This window comes from Corynebacterium sp. CQ3829_602738 (assembly GCF_054478435.1).
Window position 1 is genome coordinate 2,160,697 of sequence record NZ_CM137003.1, and the last position, 13,578, is coordinate 2,174,274.

Consider the following 13,578-nt stretch of genomic DNA (forward strand, 5'->3'; position numbering starts at 1 on the left):
GGGAGAACAGGGGCTACTTAGCCGGGCTACGCGAAACTACTACTTCTTGTCAGCAGCCTTCTCGCCAGCCTTGTCCTCCTTCTTCGAAGAACCAGCGTAGGTCTTACCGGAAGAACCCTTCAGCTCCAGATCCTTCACAGAGCTGCCGCCACCATTCGGGGAGCAGTTGTCATAGATCAGGGTGCCAGCCAGGATGCCGGCCGCGATCAGCGCCAGACCACCGGCAACGGTGCCGATGTCAGTGCCGAACTGCGCCAGCTGACGGTTCGCCGCATCAACCTGCGCGGCAATCTCCGGGTTGAACAGACCCAGCTGCTGCTGGATGCGGGTGTTCGCAGCCTGCAGCTGAGCGTTCGCGTCAGCCACAACGTTGGACAGACCCGGAATCTCCATCTGCGACGCCAGACCCAGCGGGATCAACGCCAGCAGCGGCAGACCAAACCCGAGGGACGTAGCAACACACTTACCGGTGTCAATACCAACCTGAGCCGGGGTCTTGTTACCAGCACCGTCGGAAACGATCACCTTGTCGCCCGGCTTGAGCTCAACACCAGCCGGAACATCAATGGTCCACTTGCCGTCCTTGTCGGTCTTGGTCTCGACCTTCTTGCCACCCGGCAGCTCAACGATGATGTCCTCATTCGGACGATCACCCGTACCGGAGATGGTCTTATCACCCGGCTTGATCGGGTTCACGGTCGGCGGAGTGGTGTCCTTGACATCGTCGCCCTCAGAAGGCTTGGAGTCCTTGTCAGCCGGGTTGGTGCCCTTCTCGATCTCGTCCTTGTTGGTGTGGCCGTCGCCGTCGAAGTCGCCATTCGGATCCAGCAGGGACTTATCGTCCTTGCCAAGCAGGTCGAAGTTCGCGTCGACGCCTTCGTCCTTCGAGTCATCCTCGTAGGTGAAGTCCACCGTCACGGTCGGGCGAGCGTACGGGGTGAAGGTCTCAACGAACTTCTCCCAGCTCTTGTCAATGGTGGGCAGCTGCTCGCCGACAGCCTCGCCAACCTCAGCCATCGTCGGTGCGGTGGCCACGATGACACCGTTTTCCTGCATCTGGAACTCCCAATCCTGGGAGCCGTCCGATGCCTTGGAATCGATGTTCTTCAGCGGCGCATCTTCCCCGCCGAACGGGTTGTTGGTTGCCTTGTCACCGTCGACCGTTACCTGGGTGAGCTCCTCGTAGTTCGGGTCGAAGGTCTCGGCCTGGGTGGCATCCGGATCGGTGACCGTCACCGTGACGGTGTCGATGACCTTGCCCTCCGGATCCTTCACATCAACGACAATCTTGTCGCCCGGCTTCGCCTCATCAGACGGAGTCACCGTGATCTTACCGTTGTCATCAATCTCAGCGGTGCCCGGGCCATCAGTGACCTCAACCGTCGAACCCGGCGTGAAATCACCGGAGTTCGGATCCTTCTCGATCTCGACCGGCTCACCCGGAGTAGTGGTTTCGTCGTTCCAATCCGGGGTCTTTGCCGGCTCGTCGACGGTGACGGTGACATCAACAGTGTCCTTCGTGCCATCCGGGTAGGTCACATCCACCGGAACCGTGATCTTGTCACCCGGCTTCGCGTCCTGCGGCACCTTCACGGTGATCTCACCAGTGTTCTCATCAACGGTCACACCATCCGGAGCACCCTCCCCCGGAGTGAACTTCGTGCCATCCGGAGCAGTGGTCTCCTTGCCGTCCTTATCCGTAAACGTCGGAGCCGGAACCGTCACATCCTCGCCCGGCTTACCAGAACCATCCTCGTACCCAGGCTGGTACTTTTCATTGTCCTTCTCGGCCGGAGCCGGAACATCCGGCTCATCGACGGTGACAGTGACATCAACAGTGTCCTTCGTGCCATCCGGGTAGGTCACATCCACCGGAACCGTGATCTTGTCACCCGGCTTCGCGTCCTCCGGCACCGGAACAGTGATCTCACCAGTGTTCTCATCAACCGTCACACCATCCGGAGCACCCTCCCCCGGAGTGAACTTCGTGCCATCCGGAGCAGTGGTCTCCTTGCCGTCCTTATCCGTAAACGTCGGAGCCGGAACCGTCACATCCTCGCCCGGCTTACCAGAACCATCCTCGTACCCAGGCTGGTACTTTTCATTGTCCTTCTCGGCCGGAGCCGGAACATCCGGCTCATCGACGGTGACAGTGACATCAACAGTGTCCTTCGTGCCATCCGGGTAGGTCACATCCACCGGAACCGTGATCTTGTCACCCGGCTTCGCGTCCTGCGGCACCTTCACGGTGATCTCACCAGTGTTCTCATCAACGGTCACACCATCCGGAGCACCCTCCCCCGGAGTGAACTTCGTGCCATCCGGAGCAGTGGTCTCCTTGCCGTCCTTATCCGTAAACGTCGGAGCCGGAACCGTCACATCCTCGCCCGGCTTACCAGAACCATCCTCGTACCCAGGCTGGTACTTTTCATTGTCCTTCTCGGCCGGAGCCGGAACATCCGGCTCATCGACGGTGACAGTGACATCAACAGTGTCCTTCGTGCCATCCGGGTAGGTCACATCCACCGGAACCGTGATCTTGTCACCCGGCTTCGCGTCCTCCGGCACCGGAACAGTGATCTCACCAGTGTTCTCATCAACCGTCACACCATCCGGAGCACCCTCCCCCGGAGTGAACTTCGTGCCATCCGGAGCAGTGGTCTCCTTGCCGTCCTTATCCGTAAACGTCGGAGCCGGAACCGTCACATCCTCGCCCGGCTTACCAGAACCATCCTCGTACCCAGGCTGGTACTTTTCATTGTCCTTCTCGGCCGGAGCCGGAACATCCGGCTCATCGACGGTGACAGTGACATCAACAGTGTCCTTCGTGCCATCCGGGTAGGTCACATCCACCGGAACCGTGATCTTGTCACCCGGCTTCGCGTCCTCCGGCACCGGAACAGTGATCTCACCAGTGTTCTCATCAACCGTCACACCATCCGGAGCACCCTCCCCCGGAGTGAACTTCGTGCCATCCGGAGCAGTGGTCTCCTTGCCGTCCTTATCCGTAAACGTCGGAGCCGGAACCGTCACATCCTCGCCCGGCTTACCAGAACCATCCTCATACTCAGGCTCGAAGTCCAGGTTCTGGTTCGGAGCCTTCGGGTTGGTGCCGTCTTCCTTCTCCTGGTCATCCGGAATGCCGTCACCGTCATCGTCGGTGTCTTCATTATCCGGTTTGCCGTCACCATCGGTGTCCAGCTTGAACTTCGCTTTAACCTCTTTGTCCGTGGAACCATCCGGGTACGTCACCGTCACCGGGACATCGAACTCCTCAACGGTATCCGCGTTCAGCTTGGACTTATCCGGGAACGTCACCGTGATCTCGCCGGTGTTCTCATCAATCGCGACCTCGTAGCCCTCCGGAGCCTTAAAGTCCCCCGGAATCGCGAACTTCGAACCCTCAGGAGCCTCGACCTTTTCTTCAGTCGGGTTACCTTCCTCGTCCACCTTGGTGAAAATCGGCGTGGACTTCGTCTCCTCACCCGGGACAACAAACTTGTCCTCGTACGCAGGCGTGTATTCGTCCGAGTCCTTGGTGACCAGGACGGTCCACGCGGAAACGTCGTTGCCACCAGAAACCAGGACTACGTTGAAGTAATCGCCCTTTTCTGCATCCTCCGGGATGTCAAAGGTACAAGCTGCAACTTGAGCCTTAATGCCCTTGGACTGGTCAAGCTCGCAGGTCTTGAGAACCTTGCCCTGCTGGTCACGCCACTCAACCTGCGAGGGCAGAGTAGAGAGGTCACCACTGAACTCTGGGGTCACCGTAGTGCCCGGTGCCGCCGGCTTATCAGTGGCGTTGTAGTCAGCAACGATCGAAACCGGGGTGTACGGCATGAGTGCGTAGTTGACGTTGTAGATCGAATTGACCTGCTTGCCGTAGCGTGGCTTCCCCTGGTCTTCAACCCGGGAAGTAACAGTTCTGTTCCTGGCCGGGATTGCCGATGCACGGAAGTTTCCACCATCGTTGTACTTCTGGAAGACAGGAGTGTGGAAACCGGTGTAGCCGTTCTGAACCACACCATCCTCGTTCTCCACCCACACGAACACGTTGTCCTTGTTGAGAGAATCTTCGTTGGTCTGATTTGCATCCGTCAGCTCACCGAACCGCAGCGAGTAGTAACCGTCAGGATCGGTCTTGCCGTAGACGGTCTTGAGGATGTACTCAGGGTTATCCTCGAGCATCTTCTTGGTCGCATCCGCCAGCTTGTTCGGGTCGTCCTTGAACTGCTCGTGCAGTTTCTGGTTTGCTGCGGCGCCGTCCTTGGTCAGCGTCGATGCGTACACCGTGTAACCGTCAGCGGGTTCGTCGATGGAGTTCATCGCAGGGCCAGTTGCCACAATGCCCTTATCCGGGCCACCAGTTTCAAGCCAAACACGGCCGGAAAGCACGTTGGATTCATTCAGCTGCGTAGCCGGTGCGTCGATCGGACCCTCCGGATCCTCAACGAGCTTGTCACCCTTGGCTGCCATCCAGCTGGTTTCGTGGTTCGGCGGAACCTCTTGGTAGAACGCGGCCGTCAACTGGATGTTGCCATCCGCAGCGGCGAACGAACCAAGGGGACCTTCAACGAGACCATTGAAGGAACCCGGGACGAAGCCGTTTGCCTGACGGAACATTACGACCTTGTTTCCACGGTCGTTGGTGTACGGCTCAACCCAGATGCGGTGCTTTTGATCCGTACGAGCAGCCCATGTGTGCTCAACGCCCAGCTTGTCGGTCCAGGTAATGCCCTTATCCTCGGTTCCGAAAGCGAACGTGCCTTTACCGCCGTTACCACCGACCACATTTGGCAGGGTGTGGGTCTTAGCGGAGAAAATCGGCGAGTAGGAGCCATCCTTGTCCTGGAACTGCGCGTAGACCGTGACACCATCGAGCGGAATGTTGCCGTTGTCAATGGTCGATCCCGGATTACCCTTCGGCCCCGTCAGATACACGTGGCCCGAGATAAGCCCCTTACCGACGCCCTGCGCATCAGTAAGGTTTGCTGCCTTAGTAACACGCCCGCTTGCGATGGCGTCAGCATCAATAGTTTCGCTCTGATCGGCTGCTGAGGAAGCGCCGGCAGTCTGGTCAGCAACAGCAGCAGGAGTTTCCTGAGCAACAGCCACCGACTGCGCAAACGGCGCAACCAACGCAAACGACAGTGCCGCCGCAGCCACGGAGGTTCCACGGCGACGAGCGATGTAGTTCTTCTTCATAAAAGTCCCTTTCGAGGAATCTCTGAAACAACAGAACGCTGAGCCCGAGACATGTGTGCAGCTAGACAACTGTCCATAAGGGGCCAACATGGGCAAGCGTACGGACGCTCCAAGGACACTGCAATGACGTTTTTATGCATGTTTACGCATGTCAACCCACGTCCGCGGTTGACTAAATTGACATATGTCGAGCACAGCCCAACCAAATGTCGACGGTCACCCCGACGAAAAACCAGAGCATCACAAGTTGGTCAACGTCCGGAAAACGCCGTTCTTAACAGACTGCTGAGGGGCGGCAATGGCGCATATATCCCGTCCGACCAAGCCGGGCAAGCCCTCCACACATACAGAACCGCAGCTAGAAAGTTCGGGACACAAAACTTCCTGGAAGGCAACTGTGCGCGCGCAGATCCTGGAGGCACTTGCAGGTGATGCGGAACGAGACGATTCTTAATTTCGAGTAAGAATGTGACGCAGCGCTGCGTTTTTCACCCTTATGGGTGCTGTGTTCTACCAAGATTGACATTGTGACCCACCCCACACCAAAAAGATGGTAGAACACACGTTCTAAACGGGAATAAACCACGTCGGGGCGGGTTGTAGAGTTACAGACATGAAGCAAACAGACCTAATTACGCAGGTGAAAGAGACAATTGGCAGTGTCTCCCCTGATGAACGCGCACGCCTTATCTCCGAACTTGAACAACTATTGCAAGAACCGGAATACGAGGACGTACCCAAACAATGTCCCCGTTGCGAACATGAGGGCATTGTGAAAAAGGGGCGTACCAAAACGGGACAGCGATACCTATGCAAGGGGTGCGAGCGCACTTTCGGACACACCACGAACAAGGTGATTAAGTCCTCTAAGCTTCCGCTGGAGACGTGGAAAAAGTTCCTTGAGTGCTTTATCGACGGTGTAACCGTGCGACGTTCTGCACAACGTTGCGGGGTAAGTATCCAAACCGCGTTTTTCATGCGCCACCGCGTACTTGAACTAGTGGAAAAGCACGTTAAAAAAGTGACGGTGCATAAGGGTACGACCGCCTATATTGATGAAACGTTTTTCCCGGTGAATATCAAGGGAACGACCCCGCCTAAAGGAACACGCGCGAAGAAACGTGGCGGGGATAAGCGACGTAAGGATAAATCACAATCTAAGTCACAAATTTGCGTGGTTATGGGCGTGACTTCCACGGGCGCTATCTTCCACCAAATAGCGGGTTATTCTTCCCTATCAAAAGATGACGCGCGTTTAGTCTTAGGTGACATTGTGCAACCGGGCGCAACTATCGTGACCGACAAGGGCGCGGGTTATGTCACCGCGTTAAAAGAATTGGGCGCTACCCACCACGCCTACGATTCTCGCAAGGGGCGTAAAGAACTTGCACCTATCAACTCTTTGCACTCTAAGACCAAGCGTTTCATGCGTAAATTCTCCAACGTTGCTTCCAAGAACCTAGACCGCTACCTGTGTTGGCAAGAGTGGTTGGAAAACAACACGGAGCGCGAAACGATGGGGATTGTGCATGATTCGCACTACACCGTTCATCGTTCATCTATGCGCGGGGGCGATATTCCACCTATGGACGGATTGACCCGACGAACAATTTCGGGGATTGACTAGAATGAGTGTTCAATAATTGCGCGCTGTCCCTCTGTTCTAAATCAATATGAAACGTGGCGTAAAGCAGTGTTAAGTTGGCAAAACATACAATGTGCGTGCTAAGGTTTTCGCAGGTAGCGTTCACATTGCATATTAGGTAACGAAAGTTTGTTCGATAGGTTTTGGCGCGGGCGCTCCCCATCTGTAGACGTGTCACCGTTTTGGGTTGTCGCTGGTGGCGGGGGTGCGCCGGGTATCTATGTCAATCTTGGTTGAACACAGCACCTTATGGGGGTGGCCGGAGGGGCGTCGATAGGCAAAGGCCCCCACCCTCCCTCGCGGGAGCGCGGGGGCCAACCTGGGCTTAGCCGAGGCTACTTCTTCTCAGAAGAACCCTACTTCGCCGCCTTCTCCTCCTTCTTGGATGTTACGCGGTCGTATCTAGTAACACCGTGGTGAGTATCGAGTAACGCATTGGTGAGCATCCAGTAACAGTCCGGGGGAGGATTCTGGTGACCGCGTGACTTCAGGGCACGCGGCGTTACCAGAGGAGTCTGATTGTGACTGACTACCGGGCGGTAATGGATCAAGTGCTCAAAGGCTGGTCTGTCCGCCAAATCTGTTCGAGTCTGCGGTGCTCGCACACCACGGTGCAAAAAGCACGCGATGCGCTGGTGGAACACAACATCACAACCCGTGAGCAACTTCGTGGGGTTGCGGATCATGAGCTGGTGGACTGGTTCGTCGACGGGCGCAGCCATGCTCAGGGCGATTTCGTCCCGATCGATTTCGACGCTGTCGCCAAGGCACGCACCGGGCGCAACAAGGTGACCCTGCAGGTACTGTGGGGCCGCTACACCGCACAGCCTGCGGACCCAGGCCAGCGGTATTACAGCTACGAGCGGTTTCGCCAGCTTGTGGCCCAACACGTTGATGCAGCTGGGCTGACCGCCAGGATCACCCATGCCCCAGGCCATACGATGCAGGTGGACTGGGCAGGCACAAAGATGCGGCTGTGTGACCCCACCGGCGGGCAAGGATCGAAGGTCAGTATCTTTGTCGCCTCGCTGCCGTATTCAGGCATGGTGTTCGCCTGCGCGTGCGCGGATGAGCGCCAGGACGCATGGCTTGCAGCTCATATCCGCGCGTTTGAGTACTTCGGCGGGGTTGCCGAGGTCATCGTGCCAGATAACGCCTCGACAGCCTCGAACGCGATTAGTGCCGCGGACAAAAATCGTCGGGTCAACTCCACCTACGAGGAGTTTTTGGAGCACTACAACACCGCCGCATTGCCGGCTCGGGCGAAACGACCCAAAGACAAGGCCAGCGTCGAAGCCGCAGTCAAGATCGTCACCCAAAACGTCATCCACGCACTCGATGGCCACCAGTGCGTCGGGATAGACGAGCTCAACGCGAAAATCACCGCCCTGGTCGATGGGATCAACGCTGCCACGCCGTTTCGCGGCAATGCGACGAGCAGACGCGCATTGTTTGATCAGTTCGAACGCGACGTGCTCACCGCGCTGCCTGCAACACCGTGGCAGCGCACCGAATGGAAACGCGCCAAAGTCGCACCCAATTTCCACATCAGAGTGCACAACGCGCATTACTCGGTACCGCACCAGCTGGTGGGCCGCACCGTGGATGTGCGCATCACCGGTGACAGTCTCGCCGTCTTCGACGCCGGGCAGCGTGTGGCCAGACACCAACTCGCGCGTGCCCGCGGGGTGTATGTCACCGACACCGACCACATACCGGCGAACCTGGGTGATACCCGTGGGTTGTGGACAAGTGAGTACTTCCTGCGCGAAGCCTCCAAGATCGGGCCGGCCACCCGCCAGGTAATTGCCGAGCTCATCGAAGCTAAAGCGATCCCTGCCCAGGCGTACCAAGCGTGCCGCAACGTGCTCAACATGGGCAAACACGCCAACAAGCCAATCCTCGAAGAAGCCTGCAGACGTTTGGTGTCCACCGACGGCAGAAGGCGTGCTGTGTCGTATACCGCGGTGAAAAACATGATGGCCGCCGTGCGCAAAGACACCTCCACACGACCTACAGGTGCTGACCTGCCAATCGATCAATTAACCGGCAGACCCGCTGACGGTGCGCCTGCCCCGACAGCGCGTGACACCCGCGGCGCCTACCTCGGTGGTGCTGCCCAGTTCAGCCTCGAAAACCTCACCAAGAAAGGATCTGCATAACCCATGCCCCACCCGCAACCAGCATCATCATCCGCCCGCTTCCTCGACGAATCAGTCCTGCCGATCTTTACCGATCTACGCATGACCGCCTTCGGACAAAGCGTCATCGACATCGCCGCCGATCCCGCATTCGACGACTGGAGCTTCTCCGACAAAGTGCTCTACGCACTCGATAAAGAGGTAGCGGCCAAGCGTGAGAGGCGAGTCAACAAACTGCTCAAAGCATCCCGATCGCCAAATCCCGATGCTTGTATCGAAGACATCACCTACACGCCCGGCCGCACCATTAACAAAGAGCAAATCACCCGACTCGCTCACTGCCAATGGTGCCAAAGCGCACAAAACATTGTCATCCTGGGCAAATCCTCCGTCGGCAAAACCTACCTCGCCCAAGCACTACTCACCGCGGCGTGCAGAAATGACTACTCCGCACGCTTCTTCCGCACCGACACACTCGCCAACCACCTCGCCGTGCTCAAACACGACGACCCAGCCCGCATCACGTTCCTCGAAGACCTACACAACACAGACGTGTTAGTCCTCGACGACTTCCTCACCACCCCAATCGATGCCGCCACCGCACACCAACTGCTCAATATCCTCGCAGAACGCGAACCCCGCGGATCGACCATCGTGACATCCCAGTTCACACCCGACGAGTGGTACAAATCCATCCCCGACGCCGTCATCGCCGAGTCAATACTCAACCGACTCGTCGCCGGCGCCGAAATCATCACACTCGAAGGCACCAACATGCGACTGACCCAATAACCCCCGCTACCAACCTAAACGCCCGGGTGTTACTCGATACTCACCCGGGCGTTACCCGAAACTCACCACACCGTTACTAAACACGTGGTCTAAACATCTTGGAGGAACCGGCGTAGGTCTTGCCGGAGGAACCCTCGAGGCGCAGCTCGTTCACGGAGCTCTGGGAGCCCTCCGGAGCACACGCGTCGTAGATGATCGTGCCAGCGAGGATGCCAGCCGCGATCAGAGCCAGTGCGCCAGCGACGGTACCGAGATCGGTGCCGTACTGAGCCAGCTGCTGGTTAATCACATCCACCTGGACTGCAACCTCCGGGTTGAACAGGCCGATCTGCTGCTGCAGCTGGGCGTTGACGTCGCCAACCATGCTGGACAGACCCGGAAGCTCGACTCCAAGGAGTTGCTGAGACTTTTGCAACTACCGCCAACGGCGCTGAACCCCGCTACCGCTCCATCACGTCGTGTCGCACGATGGTCTGGTCGCGGCCCGGTCCGACGCCGATGTAGGAGATCGGCGCACCGGAGAGCTCCTCCAGGCGCAGCACGTAGTCCTGCGCCTTCTGGGGAAGATCCGAGAACTCCCGACACACGGTGATGTCCTCGTCCCAGGCCGGCATGGTCTCGTAGATCGGCTCGGCGTGGTGGAAGTCGGTCTGCGTCAGCGGCATCTCATCGAAACGCTCGCCGTCCACGTCGTAGGCCACGCAAATCGGGATCTCGCCGATGCCGGTGAGCACGTCCAGCTTGGTCAAAAACAGGTCCGTGAAGCCGTTGACGCGAGAGGCGTAGCGGGCGATCACGCTGTCGTACCAGCCGGTGCGGCGCACGCGACCGGTGTTCACACCCACCTCGCCGCCGGTGACCTGGAGGAACTCGCCCCACTTATCAAACAGCTCCGTGGGGAAGGGGCCTGCGCCGACGCGGGTGGTGTACGCCTTAATAATGCCAAGCACACCGGTGATGCGGGTCGGGCCGATGCCGGAACCCACACAGGCGCCGCCGGCGGTGGGGTTGGAGGAGGTCACAAACGGGTAGGTGCCGTGGTCCACATCCAGCATCGTGGCTTGGCCGCCTTCCATGAGGACGTGCTCGCCGCGTGAGAGGGCGTCGTTAAGCACACGCTCCGCATCCACCACCATGGGCGCGAGACGCTCGGCGTAGCGGCCGAAGTAGTCCATGGTCTCCTCCACGGAGATCGCGCGGCGGTTGTACATCTTCACCAGCATCTGGTTCTTCACATCCAGCGCGGACTCGATCTTCTGGCGCAGGATGGACTCGTCGAAGACGTCCTGCACGCGCAGGCCCACGCGCGCGACCTTGTCGGCGTAGGTGGGGCCGATGCCGCGGCCGGTGGTGCCGATGGCGCGCTTGCCCAGGAAGCGCTCCTGCACGCGGTCCAGCTGCTGGTGGTACGGGGCCACCAGGTGCGCGTTGGCGGAGACCTTCAGGCGGGACGCGTTGGCACCGCGGGCCTCCAGGCCGTCGATCTCCTCGAACAGCGCCTCCAGGTTCACCACCACGCCGTTACCGAGGATCGGGGTGGCGTTCTCGCTGAGCACGCCGGCGGGCAACAGCTTCAGCTCGTACTTCTCCCCACCCACCACAACGGTGTGGCCCGCGTTGTTGCCGCCGTTGGGTTTAACCACGTAATCGACCTTGCCGCCGAGGATGTCGGTCGCTTTGCCTTTGCCTTCGTCGCCCCATTGGGCGCCCACAATGATGATGGCGGACATCGCACACTCCTTATGTATGGCGCAATAACGGCCATATTGTAGCGTGAGCGCCATGCGGCTCATCCACTGCGCGTGCGGCGACGCGCCAGTCATCCCCGGCGCCCAGCGCTTCGATCTTCCGCAGCACCCCGGCCAGCGGGACCTGAAGTTTCTGGCGGATATCGCGCGCGAGGTGTTGCCGGAGGACCCCACGCCGTCGCTGGATGAGATCCAGGCCAGCCCCAGCGTCTCACACCTGGGCGAACCATCGTTTGCGCCGCAGCGGCCCGCCGAGCCGGTGCGCGTGGTGGTCTCCGGCGACGACCGCGCCTTGGGGCTCGTGCTCACCCGCCTGATGCGGGCGGATGTGATGTGGGTGGAGGTCGGGTACGTGCCCGTCGATAGGCAATCGCCCGCGGCCGTGATGTGGGGCGCCGGCGATGCGGCGCTCGCGGTCGAGGGGGCGGTGCGGCCGATGCCCTGCATACGCACGGACTTCGGCGAGGTGGTCGCGGGTTCCGCCGAGCTGTTTACTGGCGACGGCTCCGCGCCGTACGTGGGCGAAATTGTCGTGGACTCCGAGGTGCTCGTCGGCGGCAGCGAGTTCGGGGCGCGGCTCGTACCCACCGTAGACGCGCCCGGGCTGGTCGCGGTGCCGTTTGTCAGCCCGCTCGTGCCCACGCGCCGCTTCCTGCGGCGACAGCCCGTGCGCCGCACCGACGCCTCCCGGGTGCTCGCGGGCCGCGCGCTGCAATCAGGGGGCGAGGAAATCGCCGTGCTTATCGACGGCATCCGTCGCCCACGCACAGTCTCCCGCGTCACGTTCTACCGCCATCTGCGCGACATTCAGAGCGTCCGCGAGGGCTAGATTCCCAAATGTGAGTTATCTCACAGTGGGAATTTTGTGGCGTTTGGTTAGCGTTTCGTTACCTCGTCGGTATTGAGCCTTGTTGTGGGTTTTGGCGGTTTGCGTGACGTCGATAGGCAAAGGCCCACGTCAGGGGGTTGCGACGGGGGCTACATGAAGCGGGCGGGTTTGTCGCTCGAACTTTTGTTCTAGGGGGCGTTTTTGAACGGTCGTCCAAACGTGCCGGTGGGGTCTTCCCTACATTCGTTTTTGTTCCCGCAAGGACCGCTTCAGACGGAAACCGCGGTAGCAAAATAAATTTACTAGCCAAAACTTTTAAGGAGAAATCATGGCTGACTTCAACCGCATCGAGGACCTCGCAAACGCAACCGCATACGACGTCGACGGCGACAAGGTTGGCGGCGTCAAGGACGTTTACGTCAACGACACCACCGGCCAGCCGGACTTCGTTTCCGTCAACCACGGTCTCTTCGGTGGCGGCGACTCCATCGTCCCGCTGCGCGGCCACAGCCTGCGCGACGGCGAGCTGCACCTCGCATTCCCGAAGGAGCGCATCGAGGACGCACCGGACCTGGACGAGAACGGCCACCTCACCACCGAGGACCAGGACGCGTTCTACCGCCACTACGGCCTGGAGAACACCCAGGACGTCACCACCTACGAGACCGACAACCGCTTCGCACAGGCTGGTGCCGCAGGCGCTGCCGGTGCAGGTGCTGGTTACGCAGCTGGCGAGCGCCGCGACGTTGAGACCGACGTCGACGCTGAGCGCCGCGAGTTCGCCGACACCGACCGTCGCGACGTCGCAGACAACGGCGAGATCATCCGCTCCGAGGAGCAGCTGAACGTCTCCAAGGACCGCGTCGAGTCCGGCCAGGTCCGCCTGCGCAAGTACGTGGTCAACGAGACCGAGACCGTCGAGGTCCCGGTTGAGCGCGAAGAGGTCCGCGTTGTCCGCGAGCCGATCACCGACGCTGACCGCGCCAACTACGACGGCAACATCGGCGAGCAGGAAGCTTCCGTCACCCTCTCCGAGGACCGCGTGAACGTTTCCAAGGAGTCCGTCCCGGTGGAGAAGGTCTCCCTGGAGAAGGACACCGTCCGCGACACCGAGCGCGTCTCCGAGGAGGTCCGCAAGGAGCGCTTCGAGACCGACGGCGTCGTCGAGGGCGACGTCGAGGGCGACGTCAACAAGCGCTAAACACTACGCGCTAAGCG

8 protein-coding genes are annotated in these 13,578 nt (G+C 59.7%); 5 read left to right on the forward strand and 3 right to left on the reverse strand.

The window, feature by feature from the left end:
* Nucleotides 1–39: 39 nt before the first annotated feature.
* Nucleotides 40–5,205, reverse strand: coding sequence for a YPDG domain-containing protein (locus ACX1NL_RS10380; RefSeq protein WP_458898110.1), 5,166 nt, complete (start codon nucleotides 5,203–5,205; stop codon nucleotides 40–42).
* A 613-nt stretch (nucleotides 5,206–5,818) separates the two neighbouring features.
* On the opposite strand from ACX1NL_RS10380, the gene ACX1NL_RS10385 reads away from it, so the two are divergent.
* The 3 genes from ACX1NL_RS10385 (at nucleotide 5,819) to ACX1NL_RS10395 (ending at nucleotide 9,783) form a co-directional block, all read left to right on the forward strand.
* Nucleotides 5,819–6,832, forward strand: a complete 1,014-nt coding sequence (locus ACX1NL_RS10385) for an IS1595 family transposase (RefSeq protein WP_458898111.1) — start codon at nucleotides 5,819–5,821, stop codon at nucleotides 6,830–6,832.
* A 539-nt stretch (nucleotides 6,833–7,371) separates the two neighbouring features.
* Nucleotides 7,372–9,012: an IS21 family transposase gene (gene istA / locus ACX1NL_RS10390; protein WP_284871047.1), complete on the forward strand. Its 1,641-nt coding sequence runs from the start codon at nucleotides 7,372–7,374 to the stop codon at nucleotides 9,010–9,012.
* A 3-nt stretch (nucleotides 9,013–9,015) separates the two neighbouring features.
* A complete protein-coding gene (locus ACX1NL_RS10395; RefSeq protein WP_070771239.1) occupies nucleotides 9,016–9,783 on the forward strand; it encodes an ATP-binding protein in 768 nt (255 codons plus the stop codon).
* Between the two features lie 76 nt (nucleotides 9,784–9,859).
* Here ACX1NL_RS10395 and ACX1NL_RS10400 read toward each other — a convergent pair whose 3' ends face one another.
* Nucleotides 9,860–10,147 carry a hypothetical protein gene (locus tag ACX1NL_RS10400; protein ID WP_458898112.1) on the reverse strand — a complete coding sequence of 96 codons (288 nt, stop codon included), beginning with the start codon at nucleotides 10,145–10,147 and terminating at the stop codon, nucleotides 9,860–9,862.
* Between the two features lie 76 nt (nucleotides 10,148–10,223).
* Nucleotides 10,224–11,513 (reverse strand): adenylosuccinate synthase, encoded by a 1,290-nt coding sequence (locus tag ACX1NL_RS10405; RefSeq protein ID WP_458898113.1) that lies wholly within the window; start codon nucleotides 11,511–11,513, stop codon nucleotides 10,224–10,226.
* 52 nt (nucleotides 11,514–11,565) lie between these two features.
* On the opposite strand from ACX1NL_RS10405, the gene ACX1NL_RS10410 reads away from it, so the two are divergent.
* Nucleotides 11,566–12,360 (forward strand): hypothetical protein, encoded by a 795-nt coding sequence (locus ACX1NL_RS10410; protein ID WP_458898114.1) that lies wholly within the window; start codon nucleotides 11,566–11,568, stop codon nucleotides 12,358–12,360.
* A 328-nt stretch (nucleotides 12,361–12,688) separates the two neighbouring features.
* Nucleotides 12,689–13,561, forward strand: coding sequence for a PRC and DUF2382 domain-containing protein (locus tag ACX1NL_RS10415; protein ID WP_458898115.1), 873 nt, complete (start codon nucleotides 12,689–12,691; stop codon nucleotides 13,559–13,561).
* Nucleotides 13,562–13,578: the final 17 nt, after the last annotated feature.

What these genes read in the sequence shown, in the direction of transcription:
- ACX1NL_RS10385 (WP_458898111.1), top strand. Translation starts at nt 5,819, where the DNA reads ATGAAGCAAACAGACCTAATTACGCAGGTGAAAGAGACAATTGGCAGT.
- ACX1NL_RS10405 (WP_458898113.1), bottom strand. Translation starts at nt 11,513, where the DNA reads ATGTCCGCCATCATCATTGTGGGCGCCCAATGGGGCGACGAAGGCAAA.
- ACX1NL_RS10395 (WP_070771239.1), top strand. Translation starts at nt 9,016, where the DNA reads ATGCCCCACCCGCAACCAGCATCATCATCCGCCCGCTTCCTCGACGAA.
- ACX1NL_RS10400 (WP_458898112.1), bottom strand. Translation starts at nt 10,147, where the DNA reads ATGGTTGGCGACGTCAACGCCCAGCTGCAGCAGCAGATCGGCCTGTTC.
- ACX1NL_RS10415 (WP_458898115.1), top strand. Translation starts at nt 12,689, where the DNA reads ATGGCTGACTTCAACCGCATCGAGGACCTCGCAAACGCAACCGCATAC.
- ACX1NL_RS10380 (WP_458898110.1), bottom strand. Translation starts at nt 5,205, where the DNA reads ATGAAGAAGAACTACATCGCTCGTCGCCGTGGAACCTCCGTGGCTGCG.
- ACX1NL_RS10410 (WP_458898114.1), top strand. Translation starts at nt 11,566, where the DNA reads ATGCGGCTCATCCACTGCGCGTGCGGCGACGCGCCAGTCATCCCCGGC.